The sequence below is a fragment of the Streptomyces sp. WMMC500 genome, assembly GCF_027497195.1.
GTDB lineage: Bacteria > Actinomycetota > Actinomycetes > Streptomycetales > Streptomycetaceae > Streptomyces.
On record NZ_CP114905.1, the window covers coordinates 441,415 to 457,507 of the forward strand.

The 16,093-nt window shown below is 76.4% G+C and carries 11 protein-coding genes, 1 tRNA gene and 2 pseudogenes; 6 read left to right on the plus strand and 8 right to left on the minus strand.

The window, feature by feature from the left end; genetic code table 11:
• Positions 1-93: 93 nt before the first annotated feature.
• The 5 genes from O7599_RS01765 to O7599_RS01785 form a co-directional block, all read right to left on the minus strand.
• Positions 94-327, minus strand: a complete 234-nt coding sequence (locus tag O7599_RS01765; RefSeq protein ID WP_281620275.1) for a PKD domain-containing protein — start codon at positions 325-327, stop codon at positions 94-96.
• Between the two features lie 329 nt (positions 328-656).
• Positions 657-730, minus strand: a tRNA-Pro gene (locus tag O7599_RS01770).
• 107 nt (positions 731-837) lie between these two features.
• Positions 838-1,623, minus strand: a complete 786-nt coding sequence (locus O7599_RS01775; RefSeq protein ID WP_281620276.1) for a CPBP family glutamic-type intramembrane protease — start codon at positions 1,621-1,623, stop codon at positions 838-840.
• Positions 1,624-1,721: 98 nt separating this feature from the next.
• Positions 1,722-2,822, minus strand: a complete 1,101-nt coding sequence (locus O7599_RS01780; protein ID WP_281620277.1) for an oxidoreductase — start codon at positions 2,820-2,822, stop codon at positions 1,722-1,724.
• A 100-nt stretch (positions 2,823-2,922) separates the two neighbouring features.
• Entirely contained in the window at positions 2,923-3,456 is a 534-nt protein-coding gene (locus tag O7599_RS01785; protein ID WP_281620278.1) for a MarR family winged helix-turn-helix transcriptional regulator, read from the minus strand.
• A gap of 97 nt (positions 3,457-3,553) precedes the next feature.
• Between O7599_RS01785 and O7599_RS01790 the strand changes: the two genes are divergently transcribed.
• Positions 3,554-5,050, plus strand: coding sequence for an LLM class flavin-dependent oxidoreductase (locus tag O7599_RS01790; RefSeq protein ID WP_281620279.1), 1,497 nt, complete (start codon positions 3,554-3,556; stop codon positions 5,048-5,050).
• 63 nt (positions 5,051-5,113) lie between these two features.
• Positions 5,114-6,649 carry an ATP-dependent DNA ligase gene (locus O7599_RS01795; protein WP_281620280.1) on the plus strand — a complete coding sequence of 512 codons (1,536 nt, stop codon included), beginning with the start codon at positions 5,114-5,116 and terminating at the stop codon, positions 6,647-6,649.
• A 219-nt stretch (positions 6,650-6,868) separates the two neighbouring features.
• Here the strand turns inward: O7599_RS01795 and O7599_RS01800 are convergent, their stop codons facing one another.
• A complete protein-coding gene (locus tag O7599_RS01800) occupies positions 6,869-7,969 on the minus strand; it encodes a hypothetical protein (RefSeq protein WP_281620281.1) in 1,101 nt (366 codons plus the stop codon).
• Between the two features lie 200 nt (positions 7,970-8,169).
• Between O7599_RS01800 and O7599_RS01805 the strand changes: the two are divergent.
• The 4 genes and pseudogenes from O7599_RS01805 to O7599_RS01820 form a co-directional block, all read left to right on the plus strand.
• A pseudogene (locus tag O7599_RS01805) lies at positions 8,170-9,285 on the plus strand (glycosyltransferase family 1 protein); the annotation flags it as partial.
• 302 nt (positions 9,286-9,587) lie between these two features.
• Positions 9,588-10,712 (plus strand): annotated as a pseudogene (locus O7599_RS01810) (glycosyltransferase); the annotation flags it as partial.
• Between the two features lie 457 nt (positions 10,713-11,169).
• Entirely contained in the window at positions 11,170-12,999 is a 1,830-nt protein-coding gene (locus O7599_RS01815) for a serine/threonine-protein kinase (protein WP_281620282.1), read from the plus strand.
• Positions 13,000-13,011: 12 nt separating this feature from the next.
• A complete protein-coding gene (locus O7599_RS01820; RefSeq protein WP_281620283.1) occupies positions 13,012-14,061 on the plus strand; it encodes an acyltransferase domain-containing protein in 1,050 nt (349 codons plus the stop codon).
• 14 nt (positions 14,062-14,075) lie between these two features.
• On the opposite strand, the gene O7599_RS01825 is transcribed toward O7599_RS01820, so the two are convergent.
• Positions 14,076-14,837: a crotonase/enoyl-CoA hydratase family protein gene (locus O7599_RS01825; protein ID WP_281620284.1), complete on the minus strand. Its 762-nt coding sequence runs from the start codon at positions 14,835-14,837 to the stop codon at positions 14,076-14,078.
• Positions 14,838-14,949: 112 nt separating this feature from the next.
• Positions 14,950-16,032: an NUDIX hydrolase gene (locus O7599_RS01830; protein ID WP_281620285.1), complete on the minus strand. Its 1,083-nt coding sequence runs from the start codon at positions 16,030-16,032 to the stop codon at positions 14,950-14,952.
• Positions 16,033-16,093: the final 61 nt, after the last annotated feature.

Genomic DNA, 16,093 nt, shown 5'->3' on the forward strand with positions numbered 1-16,093 from the left:
GCTCACGTTGACCGCCGGCCCTTCTCTCCGGCCGGCCGCGGCGGTGCCCCGTGCGCCGCACGGCACACCGGGCACCTGCCCCTCTCCCCTCGGTTACTGGGCGAGGCAGAAGGCCCGGGTGGAGAAGCTCCAGAAGGTCAGCGGCTTGGTGGCGGTGTCGGTGTTGCCCGACTCGTCGGTCACGGTCAGCCGGGCGGTGTAGTTCGCCTGCCGGTTCGGATAGGTGTGCGAGGTCGTCTCACCGGTCCCGCTCTTCCCGTCCCCGAAGGTCCAGGCGTACGACGAGACCGACCCACCCTCAGCCGAAGAGCCAGAGCCGTCGAACACACAGTCCGGCGACTCCGCGCAGTCGCCGAACCTCTTCCTCAAGATCGACGTGAGCCGTTCGTTCCACGGTCGGTTCTGTCGGGTGCTCCGGCCCCCTCGCAGGCGCTCGCGGCCACACTCCGGGCCTTGTAGGAACCACACAACCCGCCGCGAGAACAGACGTGATCTTGGTCCTCAAGAAAACGCTCTGATCAGGGGCTTTTCGCAATCCGTGGTCCCCAAGTGGTCCCTGAGGGCCTGACGCAGCGTCAGACTGACAGCATGTCACGGAATCGCGAAAGGCCCTCTGACCTGGGATTTCTCCCGCTCAAAGGGCCTGGTTCGCACCGTCGGGACGGCGGGATTTGAACCCACGACCCCTTGACCCCCAGTCAAGTGCGCTACCAAACTGCGCCACGTCCCGGTGCTCGGACGACCTGGGGTTTCGCCCCGGCCGATCGCGCACGAGAACCATACCGCATCAGCCCCCTGGTCCCGCAAAGCAGATCCTCCCGCCGGCTCCTCCCGGGGTCAGAAGAGCCAGAGGGCCGTCACCGCGGTGTTGTGGACCGTGTGCGCGACGACGCAGGGGACGATCGAGCGGCGCCACAGGAGCAGGGCCGTGGTGACCGCCGCCAGGAAGGCGGCGAAGATCAGGTTGACGGGGCCGCCGAGCTCGTGGCCGGTGGTGAAGACGAGGGCGGAGAGGGCCGCGGCCGCGGCGAGGGTGGTGTGGCGGAGGAGGGGGGTGGGGATCGTGTCGCGGGCTCGGGGGGTGGCCAGGAAGGTCAGGAGGAGCAGGAGGGGCGCGCGGAAGAGGAGTTCCTCGTGGACGGGGGCGGACAGGGCGCCGTCGAGCAGGTGGACGGTGGTGGAGGTACCGGCCACCGCGGTGTGGCGGGGGTCGTCCGCGGCGGGGGTGGACGAGAGCGCGGGGATGCGGACGAGGAACTCGGCGACGGCCAGGCACAGGGCGCCCGCGCCGAGGCCGGCGGCCAGGCTGACCGCTGCCGTGCGGCGGGTGCCGGGGCGTAGGCCCAGGGCCGTGGTGAGGCGGGCGGCGGCGGCTTTCAGGGACGTACGGGAGCCGGCGAGGAGCGCGGCGACGATGGTGAAGGCGGCGGCCAGTCCGAGGGCCGGGGCGATGTCGTGGGTGGAGAGCTTCCACGCCTCGTAGCCCGGGAGGAGCGTCAGGCCGATCGGGACGAGCAGCGAGGTGCACGTCAGCGCCACCCACAGGAACGTCACCGACAGCAGCCGCAGCACCCCCGGGTCGAGGTCGAGGCGGTGTATCAGCGCTGCTGTGCGGGTGGTCACGCGGCTGGCTCCAGCGGTTCGGCACCGTTCGGGGGACCGCTCAACCGTAGGGAGGAGCCGGGCGCGGCCACCACGGTCTTAGGTCCCGACGCGCCCCGCTACTCCAGGCGCGCCACCCTGCCCTGCTCCCCCGCCGCCCAGCAGCCGAGGTCGGCGGAGCAGTCGACCGTGTCGTACGAACCGGAGTCGAAGCCGTGCCACGTGCGCCCCGCGTCGAGCGTGACGTCCGAGCCCGTCGGGCCCACGGCCAGGGCGACGGTGCGGCTGTGCGGCAGCCAGGTCACACCCGAGCGGTACGCGGGCGGCGGCTTGCGGGCGTCCGCCCAGGTCGCGCCGCCGTCGCCGGTGCGGGCCGCCGCGTCCGGCGAGGGGTTGCCGGGCTGGAAGTCGCCGCCGACCGCGAGGCCGTGGCGGGCGTCGCGGAAGGCCAGGGCGAAGACGCCGCGTGCCGGGTCGCCGGCCGGGATGCCGGACTCGGCCTCGGTCCACGTGCGGCCGCGGTCGGCAGAGTGCAGGACGCGCGCCGTCGCGCCGCCGCCGGTGGCGAACCAGGCGTCCGCACGGCCGGTGCTCACCAGGCACTGGCCGCTGGCCGCGAACGCCGCGTCGCCCTGCTGCGCCGGCGGCATGCCGTCGTCGGGCAACACCCGCCAGGAGCGGCCGCCGTCGGACGTCGACAGGATGCGGAACCGGCCGTTCACCGGGTCGCTCAGCGCGAGTCCGTCCCGGCCGCCGGCGAAGAAGGTGACGCAGTCGTAGAAGGCGTCGGGGTGGTCGTTGCGGAAGGTCTCGGTCCAGGTCGCGCCGGCGTCGTCGGTGCGGTAGATGCGGGAGTCCTCGCCCGGTCCGATGGACAGGACGACCGCGCTTCGCCGGCCCAGCGCCTCGATGTCGCGGAACTCCAGCGCCTCGGTCCCCGGCGGGGACACGTCCCGCCAGGTCCGCCCGCCGTCCGTCGTGCGCAGCACCGTGCCGCCCGAGCCGGACGTCCACGCCGTGTCGCGGCCGACCGCCGACAGCCCGCGCAGCCGGGCGTCGCTGCCGGTGTCCTTCAGCTCCCAGCCGGGCAGGTCCCGGCGCTCGTGTGGACGGTCGGTGCCGGCGTGGGCCGGGCCGGCGGCGAGGCCGAGGCCGGCGGCGAGCGTGGCCGCGCCGAGGCAGGCGACGGCGTGGCGACTCAGAGTTCCCCGCAGCGTCATGGCGGAGGAACGTAGCAGCCCCCGCACCGCTTGACGAGGGTGCCGGGACGGCCACGCGGCCTCGTCACCGGGCCTCCGCCGTGGTCGTACGTAGCGGGGCTCAGGCCCGCTCCGGCCACGCCTGGGGCGACGGGGACTGGCAGGGTGCCCCGTCCAGGACGCGCGTCACCGCGTCCGTGAGCGCGGCGCGCTCCCCGGCGTCCAGCCCCGCGGCCATCGCGGCGACCCGGGCCGTCACTCCGACGTGTGCGCGGCCGGCGAGCGCCTCCCCCGCCCCGGTCAGCGTGATCCGGCACGCCCGGCCGTCGTCGGCGTCCGGCGTACGGGCCACCAGACCCCGCCGCTCGACGCGGTCCACCAGGCCGGTCAGCCCCGACCTGCCCAGGCGCAGCCAGCGGCTCAGCTCACTCATCCCCACCGGACCGCCGCTGAGCGCGCACAGCAACTGGACCTGTTGCGGGGTGAGGCCCTGCTCGCGCCCGGCCTCCGCGAGAACGTGCTGCAGCGTGTGCGTGAGCCGTATCAGCGCGCCCGCCAGTCCGGCCGCGCCGGCGTCGTCGGCCTGCGCCTTCGGCTCCGGGCGCGCCGCCGGCGCGGCCGGCACCGTCGTCCGTTCCGTCTGCTCGCTCGTCATGGCACCTCCCGGGGAACACCTCCAAGTTTGACACTAGTTCGCGGCGCGAAATAATCTGGTTCGCGGCACGAACAATTTCCCTCCGCTGAGGAAGCCCATGCCCGACTACGGCCACGATCTCCGCTTCGGCATCAACCTCATCCCCTCCAGCCGGGACCCGGAGGCGACCGTCACGCTCGCGCAGCTCTCGGAACGCGCCGGTGCCGACCTGATCACCTTCCAGGACCACCCGTACCAGCCCGCGTTCCTCGACACCTGGACGCTGTTGTCCTACGTCGCCGCGCGCACGGACAGGGTCACCCTCGCCGGCAACGTCCACCCGCTCCCCCTGCGCCCGCCGGCCCTGCTGGCGCGCGGCGCGGCGAGCCTGGACCTGCTCAGCGGCGGGCGGTTCGAGCTGGCGCTCGGCGCCGGCGGGTTCGTCGACGCCGTCGCGGCGCTCGGCGGGCCGCGGCGCTCGCCCGGCGAGGCCGTGGAGGCGCTGGACGAGGGGATCCGGATCATCCGCGAGACGTGGGACACCGACGCCCGCGGCGGGATCCGCTTCGACGGGCGGCACTACCGCGTGCAGGGCGCCAAGCGCGGCCCGCGGCCGGCGCACGAGATGCAGATCTGGCTCGGCGCGTTCAAGCCGCGGATGCTGCGCCTCATCGGCCGGTCGGCGGACGGGTGGCTGCCGTCGCTGCCGTCCCTGGACTCGCCCGGCGCCCTCGCCGAGGGCAACAAGGTGATCGACGAGGCGGCGGTGGCGGCGGGGCGTGCGCCCGGGGACGTGCGGCGGCTGCTCAACCTCGGGCAGGAGCACCCGGCCGAGCAGCTCGCGGAGTTCGCGCTCTCGTACGGCACGGCCACGTTCCTGATCATGACCGGCGACCCGCGGCAGATCGAGCGCTTCGCCGGCGAGGTCGCCCCCGCCGTACGCGCTCTCGTCGCCGAGGAGCGTGGCGCGGTGCCCGAGCCCGTACGCGAAGAGCGGGACGTGGCCCGGGTGCGGGGCGGTGGCGGTCCGCACCGTACGGCCGGCGAAGAACAGACGTCCGCCGCGCGACCGGCGCTCTGGGACGAGAGCACCCGCCCCACCGTGCCCGAGGCCCGCACCGCCCGCCCCGGCGAGGACGTCTCCGCCGGCCACCACCTCGTCGAGGTCCACGACCATCTGCGTGACGAGCTGGAGCGGCTGCGCGAGCTGGTCGTCCAGGTGGCCGACGGCTCCCTCACCCCCGGCGCCGCCCGCTCGCACATCGCGGCGATGACCCTGCGCCAGAGCAACTGGTCACTCGGCGCCCACTGCGCCGCGTACTGCCGGGTCCTCACCCTCCACCACACCGCCGAGGACCGGCAGGTGTTCCCGGAGCTGCGCCGGTTCGACCCGCGGCTCGCGCCCGTCATCGACCGGCTGGCGGAGGAGCACCGGGTCATAGACGACGTGCTGGAGAACGTCGACCGCGCGCTGGTCGCCTTCGTCGCGGGCCCGGAGGGGGCGGCGGAGCTGCGGAGCGCGGTCGGCCTGCTCGCGGAGGCGCTGCTGTCGCACCTGGCGTACGAGGAGGGCGAGCTGGTCGCGCCGCTGGGCCGGCTCATGGGCGGAGGCTGACCCGGCGCGGTCCCTCCGGCCGGTCGCGGGGCGGATGTCGGCGGGGTGGGCGACGATGGGGGCATGCTCTTCGCCGACCTCGCCCGTACCTCGCGGGAGATCGCCGCCACCCGGGCCCGCTCGGAGAAGACCGCGCTGCTCGCCGCGGTGTTCCGCGAGACAGACCCCGCCGACGCGCCCCTCGTGGTCACGTATCTGGCGGGGCGGCTGCCGCAGCGCAGGACCGGCGTGGGCTGGAGCGCGCTGAAGGACGCCCCCGCCGCCGCCCGTCAGCCGCGGCTGACGGTGCGCGAGGTGAACGAGGCGTTCGACGCCATCGCCGCCGTCTCCGGCAAGGGCGCCCAGGCCGAGCGGCGCCGGCTGCTGCACAAGCTGCTGGGCGCCGCCACGGCGGAGGAGCAGCGGTTCCTCGCCGGGCTGATCGGCGGTGAGCTGCGGCAGGGCGCGCTGGACGCGCTCGCGGCCGAGGGCCTGGCCGTCGCGGTGGACACCGACCCGGCCGGAGTGCGGCGCGCGGTGATGCTCGCCGGTTCCGTGGGCACGGTCGCCGAGGCGGTGCTGGCCCGCGGCCCGGAGGCGCTGGCGGACTTCCGGCTGTCGGTCGGCAGCCCCGTTCAGCCGATGCTCGCGCAGTCGGCGAAAGACGTGGACGACGCGATCGGCCGGCTCGGGCCGTGCGCGGTGGAGGAGAAGCTCGACGGCATCCGGGTGCAGGTGCACCGGGACGGCGAGGACGTACGGATCTACACCCGCACGCTCGACGAGATCACCGACCGGCTCCCCGAGGTCGTCGCCGCCGCCCACGAGCTGACCGCGGCGGCGGCCGTGCTCGACGGCGAGGTGATCGCCCTCGGCGGGGGCGGGGACCCGCGTCCGTTCCAGGAGGTCGCCGGCCGCGTGGGCTCCCGGGTCGACGTGGCGGGCGCGCGGCAGACGCTCCCGGTGCACCCGGTCTTCTTCGACCTGCTCGCCGTCGACGGCCGCGACCTGCTGGCCACACCGGCCCGCGAGCGCCACGCCGAGCTGGCGAGGATCACCCCGGAGCCGCGCCGCGTACGCCGGATCGAGGTCGCCGATCCCGGGGACGCGGCGCAGCGGGCGGCGGCGCGGGAGTTCACCGCCGCGACGCTGGCGCGCGGGCACGAGGGCGTCGTCGTCAAGGCCCTGGACTCGGAGTACAGCGCGGGCCGCCGCGGCGCGGCGTGGCTGAAGGTCAAGCCGGTGCACACGCTGGATTTGGTGGTGCTGGCGGCGGAGTGGGGCCACGGGCGGCGTACGGGCACGCTGTCGAACCTGCACCTCGGCGCGCGGCGCGAGGACGGCTCGTTCGCGATGCTCGGCAAGACGTTCAAGGGCATGACGGACGCGCTGCTGGCGTGGCAGACGGAGCGGCTGCAGGAGCTGTCGGTGGCGCAGAAGGACTGGGGCGTGGTGGTGCAGCCGGAGCTGGTGGTGGAGGTCGCGTTCGACGGGGTGCAGCGCTCGCCGCGCTATCCGGAGGGGGTGACGCTGCGGTTCGCGCGCGTGGTGCGGTACCGGGACGACAAGACTGCGGCGGAGGCGGACACGGTGGCGTCGGTCCTGGAGCTGCTGCGCTGAGGGCGGCGCGCCGCACACGGCCCGGCGCGCCCGAGGCGGAGACGCGGGGCCGGCCCTTCCGGAACCGGCGCGCGCGGGACCGGGAGCGGCGGCTCCGCGACCGCCGCCCCCGGTCCCGCACCGGGGCCGGGCCGTCCCCGGCCCCGGCGGGCCCCGGCCACGCACGCCGGCCCGCGACAGGCGCCGGCGCGTGTCCCCCTTGACCGGGGCGGCTCGTGGTCAGTAGTGGATGCGCGCCCCCACCGCCCGGTGGTCGGAGTAGTCCATGTCCTGGTTGTCGCTGCCGGTCAGCTCCAGGTCGGCCGCGTCGCCCTCGTCGAAGTCCGGGACGACCGGGTGGCTCGTGCGCGGCGGCGCACCGGTCGGGTTGCGGGTGAGGAGGAAGTCGATGCGGCGCGGCTTGTTCGTGTGCAGCGTCCACTTGTCGGCCAGGCAGTCCGGGATCGGCCCGCCCGCGTCGGCGCAGCCGGCGTAGACGGCGTCGCGGAAGCGGTGCGGGCCGCCGAGGTCGCCGTTGGTCGCCTCGTACCAGGTGGTCCAGTCGTCCTGGCCGTTGGTGGTGCTGGCGGAGTGGTTGGTGTCGCCGCCGGCGACGAAGAGGTCGGCGGCGCCGTAGCCGTCCTCGGTCAGCTCGTTGCTCAGCTCGCCGGCGTTGGAGACGTTGCAGTACGTGCCGCCGTGGTCCTGCGTCGGCCAGTGGAAGGAGGCGGCGGTGACCGTCCTGCCGGAGAGCCTGTCGAGGAGCAGCGCCTTGACGCCCTTGCTCCGAGGCTGGTCGTTGTTGACGCACTGCCGCGAGCCCTCGGGGAACTCCCGCTGCGCCTGCCAGCGGTTGTCCGGCGAGGCGGACGTCTTCAGCGAGAGCCGGTCGGTGCGCCAGATGACGCCGTTGGTCTGCTTCACCCGCCCCGCGCAGCCGTTCTCGTAGTCGGCCGGCTCGTCCTCCGCGAGGACGCCGGCGTAGTTCTCGCCGAAGTGCTCCTTCATCCGCTGCAGCAGCAGGTCGAGCTGCGCGCGGTCGCTGATCTGCTGGACGAGGTAGATGTCCGGCCGGTACTCCTGGAGGCGCATGTAGTACATGAGGTCGTGCCAGTCGCCGGGGCAGGACTCCGTCGTCGTCGGCAGGTTCTCCACGTTGGCGTCGTAGACCTGCAGGAACGACGGGTCGGTGTTCGGCACCGCCTCCGCGGCGGCCACCGCGCCCGCGCCGCGGGCGTCCCCGCCGCCCGCGGGCCCGGAGGCGGGCGCCGGTGACGCCAGGACGAAGGGTGCCGCCAGTGCGGCGACGCCCAGGAGTGTGCGGGTCTGCCACGCGTTCATGCTCATCCCCCTGTGTTCCGGTCGGTCACGGCAGGATCGCCCGGCGCGGCGCGCAGCGGCCGGGGATTGCACCAGAACGCAAACAAACGGGGGCGTCCCGGGGCGGGTCGACCGCCCGCCGGGGCGGTTGCCATCGGGTGTTCCCCACGGGTAAAGATCCACGTCGTGACAACCTCGCCCGGACCGGTCACACCTTCGGTATGCGTCTCGCTCTCGTCTCCGAGTCCTTCCCGCCCGACGTCAACGGGGTCGCCCACTGCGCCCTGCAGACCGTCCGGCACCTGGTGCGCCGGGGTCACGACCCGCTCGTGATCGCCCCGGACGCGCCCGCCGCCGGCGACGCGCCGTCGTGGGGTACGGACTCGGACGTCCCCTGTCCTGTCGTACGCATCCCCTCTGTCCCCCTCCCCGGCTACCGCCAGGTCCGCGTCGCTCTCCCCACCCGCAGCCTGGCCCCGGTGCTCGCCGACCACGGCACCGAACTCGTCCATTTCGCCGCCCCCTTCGTCCTCGGCGCCCGCGGCATGTCCGCCGCCGTCCGGCTCGGCCTCCCCACCGTCGCCGTGTACCAGACCGACCTCGCCACGTACGCCCGCACCTACCTCGGCGCGGGCACGTCGCTCACCTGGCGCCGGCTGCGCGCCGTGCACCGCAAGGCGGACCGCACCCTCGCCCCGTCGCTCGCCGCCGCCTCGGACCTCACCGCCCACGGCATCCCGCGGGTACGGCTGTGGGCCCGCGGCGTCGACGCGCGGCGCTTCCACCCCGACCACCGCGACGAGCGGCTGCGCCGCGAACTCGCCCCGGGCGGCGAACTGCTCGTCGGCTACGTGGGCCGGCTGGCGCCGGAGAAGCACGTCGCCCTGCTGCGCGAGCTGTGCGCGGAACCCGGTGTACGGGTCGTCGTCACCGGCGACGGGCCCAGCGAGGCCGCGCTGCGCGCCGCGCTGCCGGGCGCGCACTTCACCGGCCGCCGCACCGGCGCGGAGCTGGCGCGGCTGTTCGCCTCGCTCGACGTCTTCGTGCACACCGGCCCGTACGAGACCTTCTGCCAGACCGTGCAGGAGGCGATGGCCAGCGGTGTCCCGGTCGTCGCCCCGGCGCGCGGCGGACCGCTGGACCTCGTCGCGCACGAACGGACGGGCCTGTTGGTGCCGCCGCACGACGCGGAGGCGATCCGGACGGCCGTGCTCCGGCTCCGCGACCCGGCGCTGCGGGCCGGCTACGGCGCGGCGGCCCGGTCGGCCGTGGAACGGCGTAGCTGGGAACGCATCGGCGACGAACTCCTGGAGCACTACACGGAGGTCCTGACGGAAGCCGCCACCCGGACACCGCGCGAGACACCCCGGCCGGCCGCGGCACCCGTGGCCCCGCCGGTCTCCGCGCCCGCCGTCCGGCGGCGTTACGTACCCCTGCCCCACCGGCGCCGCCCGGCGGTGGCCGCGGACCCGGCGGCAACCGGCGCCGGGCGACGGCTCATACGCCTCCGGGGCCCGCGCCCCGCGACGCCGGAGCCCGCCGCTCCGGCGGCCGCGCCCGGCGCCCGCGTCGCCCCTCTCGGCGACGACGAGCGCCGAGCCCCCCACGGCGACACCCCCGTCGACTCAGGAGGCACCCCATGAGCCGGCCACTGCGCATCGTGCGCCTGGCGAACTTCGTCACCCCCGTCTCCGGCGGCCTGCGCACCGCCCTGCGCGAACTCGGCGCCGGTTACCGGGCGGCGGGCCACGAGCCCGTCCTCGTCGTCCCCGGACCCTGCCACGCCGACACCCGCGAGGAGCAGGGCCGCGTCATCACCCTGCCGGGACCCCGCGTGCCCGGCGGCTACCGGGTACTCGCCGACCGGCGCCGCGTGGAGAGGCTCCTCACCCGGCTCGCCCCGGACCGGCTGGAGGTCTCCGACCGCACCACCCTGCGCTGGACCGGCGGCTGGGCGCGCCGGGCGCGCGTGCCCGCCGTGATGGTGTCGCACGAGAGCGTGGACGGCCTGCTGGCCGCCTGGGGCGCCTCCGGCGCCGCGGCCCGCCGGGCCGCCGACCTGCTCAACGCCCGTACGGCGTACGCCTACCGGCGTGTCGTGTGCACCACCGACTGGGCGGCGCGGGAGTTCGAGCGGGTCGGGGCACGGAACGTCGTCCGGGCTCCGCTCGGAGTCGACCTGGAGCGCTGCCACCCCGACCGGCGCAGCACCCGGCTGCGCGCGCTGCACGCGCCGGAGCCGGGCACCGTGCTGCTGGCGCTGTGCTCGCGGCTGCACCCCGAGAAGCGGCCGGGCCGCGCCCTGGACGCGCTCGCGGTGCTGCGCAGGGCGGGTGTGCCCGCGCGGCTGGTGGTCGCGGGTGACGGGCCGTTGCTGCGCAGGCTGCGGCAGCGGGCCCGCGCGGAGCGGCTGCCGGTGACGTTCCTGGGCCAGGTCTCGGACGCCACGGAACTCGCGCGGCTCCAGGCGACCGCGGACGTGGTGCTGGCCCCGGGTCCGGCGGAGACCTTCGGGCTGTCCGCGCTGGAGGCGCTGGCCGCGGGCACCCCGGTGGTGGTCAGCGCGCGTTCCGCGCTGCCGGGCCTGATCGGCACGGCGGGCACGGTGGCCGAGGACACCGGCCGGTCGTACGCGGACGCGGTCCGGCGGCTGCTCGCACGCCCGGAAGGCGAACGGCGCGCGGCGGCGCGGCTGCAGGCGGAGGGCTACACGTGGTCGGCGGCGACCGCCGCGTTCCTCTCGGCCCACGACGCACCGGCGCAGCTTCGGACCGTACCCGGCGCTCCGCCCGCCCCCGGGCGCGTGGGGAAGCCGCCGGTTCCGGCCGGCGCCGACGGCACAACGGGCGCGGCCGGCGCGCCCCGTACCCCGGTCGCGCACACCGTCCGCCAGGCGGTCACCCCGGCCGGGGGCGCCGCCCCGGTCACCTGCGCCGCCGCCAGTGACCCCCAGCATCCGGCCGAGGGCACCGAAGGCGCACGCACCGCGTTCGACGTGCCCGTGCCGCTCGACGACCTCCGGCCCCTCGCCGGCTGAGGGCCGCCGCGACCGGCACGCACGCCCCACGCCCGGACCGCACGCCCGCGCCGCACCCGCCGTCTCCGGCCCTCGCGGCGCGGGCGGTGATCCACGTCTTCGTGTACTACTGACCAGTCACCCGTCCCGCGCGCCCCGCGGCACGTAAGCTGCCACTTCTTGGACACGTGATACGGGGCAGGACATGCAACTGGGGGACAACGGGGCGGAAGGGCCCGGGCGAGTGCTCGCCGGGCGCTACCGGGTGGTGGCGCAGCTCGGACGCGGTGGCATGGGCACCGTGTGGCGGGCCGTCGACGAGCGGCTGGGACGCGAGGTCGCGGTCAAGGAACTGCGGGCGTACAGCGATGCGGACGCGCGCGACCTCGCCGAGATGCGGCTGCGTACGGAGCGGGAGGCGCGCGCCGCGGCGCGGGTGCGGCATCCGGGCGTCGTCGCCGTGCACGACGTGACGGAGCACGACGGCCGGCCCGTCATCGTGATGGAACTGGTCGACGGGCCGTCGCTGGACGACGTGCTGCGCGAGCGGGGCGGCGTCACGCCGGCCGAGGCGGCGCACATCGGGCTGAAGGTGGTGGAGGCGCTCGGCGCCGCGCACCGCGCGGGCGTGCTGCACCGGGACGTGAAGCCGGGCAACATCCTGCTGGAGCGCGGCGGCCGGGTCGTCCTCACCGACTTCGGCATCGCCGCCATGGAGGAGCCGGCCGACGGCAACAGCACGCATCTGACGCGCAGCGGCGAGCTGGTCGGCTCGCTGGACTACCTGGCGCCGGAGCGGGCGCGCGGTGAACAGCCCGGTCCGCCGTCGGACCTGTGGTCGCTGGGCGCGACGCTGTACGCGGCGGTCGAGGGCATCTCGCCGTTCCGCCGCACGTCCACGTGGTCGACGATCACCGCGATCATCGTGGACCCGCTGCCGGAGCCGCGCCGGGCCGGGCCGCTCGCGCCCGTGCTGGAGGCGCTGATGGCCAAGGACCCGGGCGAGCGCGCCGGCGTCGACCGGGCCCGCGCCCTGCTGGAGCCGATCGCCGGAACGGCGGGGCCGCCGCCCGCGCCGGGGCCCGACACGATGCGGCTGAGCCCGGTGCCGGCCGCGCCGCCGCCCGGCGCGTACGGGCCGGGGGCGCCCGCGGCGCCCGGGCACGCCGCGCCGCAGGGGCGGTTCGGCCCGCCGCAGCTCGGACCGCCGGGCACCGAGTCCCGTACCGCCGAGCAGACGGCACCGCACCGGCGCCGCGGCGGGCGCCGCTGGTTGCCGGTCGCCGCCGCGGCGGCGGCGGTGCTGCTCGCCGGGGGCGGTGTGACGTACGCACTCGCCGGCGGCGACGACGGTGGGACGACCGCGGGCGAGGGGAACGGGGAGCCCGCCGCGGAGGCCGGGTCCCCGTCGCCCGGGGAGGACGGCGAGGCCGGGAAACAGGACGGCCAGGGCGACGACGAGCGTGGCGAGAAGGACGAGCAGGGCGGCAAGGACGGCAAGGACGACAAGGGCGGGGACCGGGAGGACGCGCCGGCCACGGACGGCGGCGACTCCCCCGCCGAGGACGGGGGCGCCGCGGCGGGCGGCGGCACGGACGGCGGGGGCGGCGACGGCGGTGGCGGCGACGGCGGTGCCGCCGGCGGGTCCTCCGGCGGCGGCTCCGGCTCGGACGGCGGCGGCAGCAGCGGGGGCGGGAGCGGTGGCGGCGGGGGTACGCCGGGCGGCGGCAGCGGTGGCGGCTCCGTCCCCGACCCGTCGTGCACGCCCATCGGCGGCGGGAAGTACAACTGCGAGGTCTGGCGCACCGCTTCGTCGTACGACGCGGCGCACCGCCCGGTCGGCACGCTCTACGCCGGCACCAACTACTTCTTCTGCCAGGAGAAGAAGGCCTACCGCGAGACGTCCGGCGAGTGGACGAACGTGTGGTGGGGCAGGACCGACGACGATTCGGGCAACGCCGGCGTCTGGGTCAGCGTCGTCTACGTCAAGGGCGGCGCCAACGACGCCCCGGTCCCGGGCCTGCCGGTGTGCTGAGATGATGTCCGCGTGACCGCCCTGAACGCCGCCGCCGTCCGCGACCGCCTCGGGCTCGACGGCAGCTACGCCCCGTGGACCGACGCCCTGGAGGCAGCGCACCCCGCGCCACCGCCCGCCGTCGTGCCGCGCGGCGCGGAGCTGACCGCGCTGCTGCGCGCGGTCGGCATCGCCGAGCGCGAGGACGCGGAGTTGACCGCGGCGCTGGCGGAGGTGGCCGAAGGCGGCTCGCCGTACGCGTGGCTGCTGGACCGTTGCGTCGCCGCGCTGGCCGCCGCGATGGGGTCGGTCGGCGACGACCGGGGCGGTCCGGGCAGCGGGCCGTCACTGCCGGCGGAACTGGGCGCGGCGGGGCGCTGGTTCCACGCCACGGTCTTCCTCGCCGCCGTGCCGGAGGTGCGGGCGTACCACGCGCGCCACGACGTGCCGGACGACGTGTCCTGGGCGACGCTCGCCGACCTGGGCAACAAGGTGGGCGTCCACCGGCGGCTGCACGACGTCGGCGGCATGGGCAAGCAGTGGTGGATGACGCTGCCCTACAGCGGCATCCTCTACCGCCTCGGCCGGCTGCAGTTCAACCTCGACCGCGATCCGGACGCCGGCCACGGGCTCGAGGTGCACATCCCGGAGGGCGGCCCGCTGGACCCGCGGGCGTGCGAGGAGTCGATCGCGCGGGCCGCGGAGTTCTTCCCGCGCCGCTTCGGCACGTTCCTCGACGGCGCGGCGGCCGGCGGTGGGCTGCGGCTCAACTGCGCGTCGTGGCTGCTGGATCCCCAGCTCGCGGAGTACCTGCCGGCCGAGAGCAACATCGTCCGCTTCCAGCGCCGGTTCACCCTCGATCCGCGGGAGCTGACGCACGTGCCCGAGCCGGACGAGCACGGGCTGGCGGCGCCCGACCGCGGGATCGTCGAGTTCGTGTTCCGGCGCCTGGTGCGCACGCCCGCGGACGTCGCGGCGCTGCCGGTGCGTACGACGCTGGAGCGGGCCGTGGTCTCGCGCATCGCCGACGGCGGCCACTGGGGCGCGCCGCGCGGGTCGTTCACGCTACCGGTCGCCGGCTGAGCCGCCCCCGCACGTCAGAAGGCCCCGTGCCGCCCCTCCCCCGCGGCGAAGCGCCCGGCCCCGGCCGTCGCCTCGCCCAGCGCGGCGCTGCCGTGGCGCAGCTCCGCCGCCATCGCCTCCGCCTCCGGCAGGCCGTGTTGCTCCAGCACCGAGGCGCGGTCGGCGCGCAGGCAGGTCTGCGGGAAACGGGCGATGTCCGCGGCCAGTTCCCCGGCCGCGGCGCGCGCCCGGCCGGGAGGCACGAGCCGGTTGACGAGCCCCATCTCGTACGCCTCGGGTGCGGGCACGGGACGCCCGGTGAGGATGAGGTCCAGTGCGCGGCCGGTGCCGATCAGCCGGGGCAGCCGTACGGTGCCGCCGTCGATCAGCGGCACGCCCCAGCGGCGGCAGAAGACGCCGAACACCGCGTCCTCCTCGGCGACCCGCAGGTCGCACCAGAGCGCCAGCTCCAGCCCGCCGGCCACGGCGTGGCCGCTGACGGCGGCGATGACGGGCTTGGTCAGGCGCATGCGGGTGGGGCCCATGGGGCCGTCGCCGTCGGGCGCGACGCGGTTGCCCGCGGGGGTGCCGATCGCCTTGAGGTCGGCGCCGGCGCAGAACGTGCCGCCCTCGCCCCACAGGACGGCGGCGCGGGCGTCGGGGTCGGCCTCGAAGTCCCGGAAGGCGGCGGCGAGTCCGGCGGCGGTCGGGCCGTCGACGGCGTTGCGGACCTCGGGGCGGGCGAGGACGACGGTGGTGACGGGGCCGGTGCGCTCGGTGCGTACGTGTCCGCTCATGACCGGACGTTACCAGCGCGTAGGGCGGCGGGAGTACGGGCTGTCGCAGCGCCGGTCCGCCCGGCCCGTACGGTGCCGGCGGCCGGCCCGTAGGGCAGTCACCGGCTCCCGCTCAGGCGGGCCGGCCCGCGACGAGGTCGAGCGGGCCCCCGCCTTCCTCCAGCGCGCCGAGCCCCGCCCGCGCGATCGCGGCACCGCGCGGCAGGAGCAGGTCGTCGAACTCGTCGGGGGCCGCGAGCCGCCAGTCGACGATCTCGGTGCCGTCGACGCGGATCCGGGACAGGTCGGCGGAGTCCAGTACCCCGCCGTCGTAGACGTACACGACGAGCGCGGGCGCGGGCCGGCGCGAGGAGAAGTCGACGGCGAGCAGCCGGCCGAGCGGCCGGTCGAGCCCGGTCTCCTCGCGCAGCTCCCGCCGCGCCGCGGGGCGCGGGGTCTCGCCCAGGTCGCTGTCCACGCCGCCGCCCGGCAACTGCCAGCGGCCGTCGGCCCGGTAGGCGGCGCGGACCAGCAGCAGCCGGCCGACGCTGTCGCGCACCAGCGCGCCGGCGCCGACGAGCACGCGGGGGCGCACGGCGAGGTACGAGGACGGGTCCAGCGCGGCGGCGTGCTCCAACTCGGCCCGGCGGCCCGCCGAGAGCGCGGCGGATGAGCCTGGCTGCGGTTCGCCGCCGACGAGGTGCGCGACGGCGCCGGTGTCCCAGGCGTCGAACGCGGCGCGCAGCCGGCGTGCGGCGGGCACGGGCAGGGCGGCCAGTGCGGCGTCGCGGTCCAGCCAGCGGGGAGTGAGCCCGGCGGCGTCCGCGCCGCCGGCGGCGTCGGTCGCCGTACCCGGCGCGGAGGCCGGCGGCGCGGCGGCGTAGAGGTGGACGAGCCCGGCGGGGCCGGCCGGGCCGGCCGGGCCCGCGGCGGGCGGAACGGAGTCCACGGCCAGAAGCCGCCCGGCGCGCAGGTCGGCGCCGAGCGCGTCGCACAGCGCGCGGGTCAGCGCCTCCTCCGGCGTCTCCCGGCCGGAGACGGCGACGCCGGGCAGCAGGGGTTCGGCGTCCGCGGCCGGTGCCGCGGGCAGCAGCACGAGCACCCGGCCGTCGCGGTCCTGCACCACCGCGGTCGCGGTCACCGCGAGCCCGGGGGCGGCGTCGGCGTACGGGGGCGGGCTGTCCGGTTGGGCGGTGGTGCCGGCGGTCGTGAGCATGGGGCGGCTCCTCGGGTCGGGGTGGGCGGCGGCACGGCCGGGCCCCCGGCAGGCACGACGG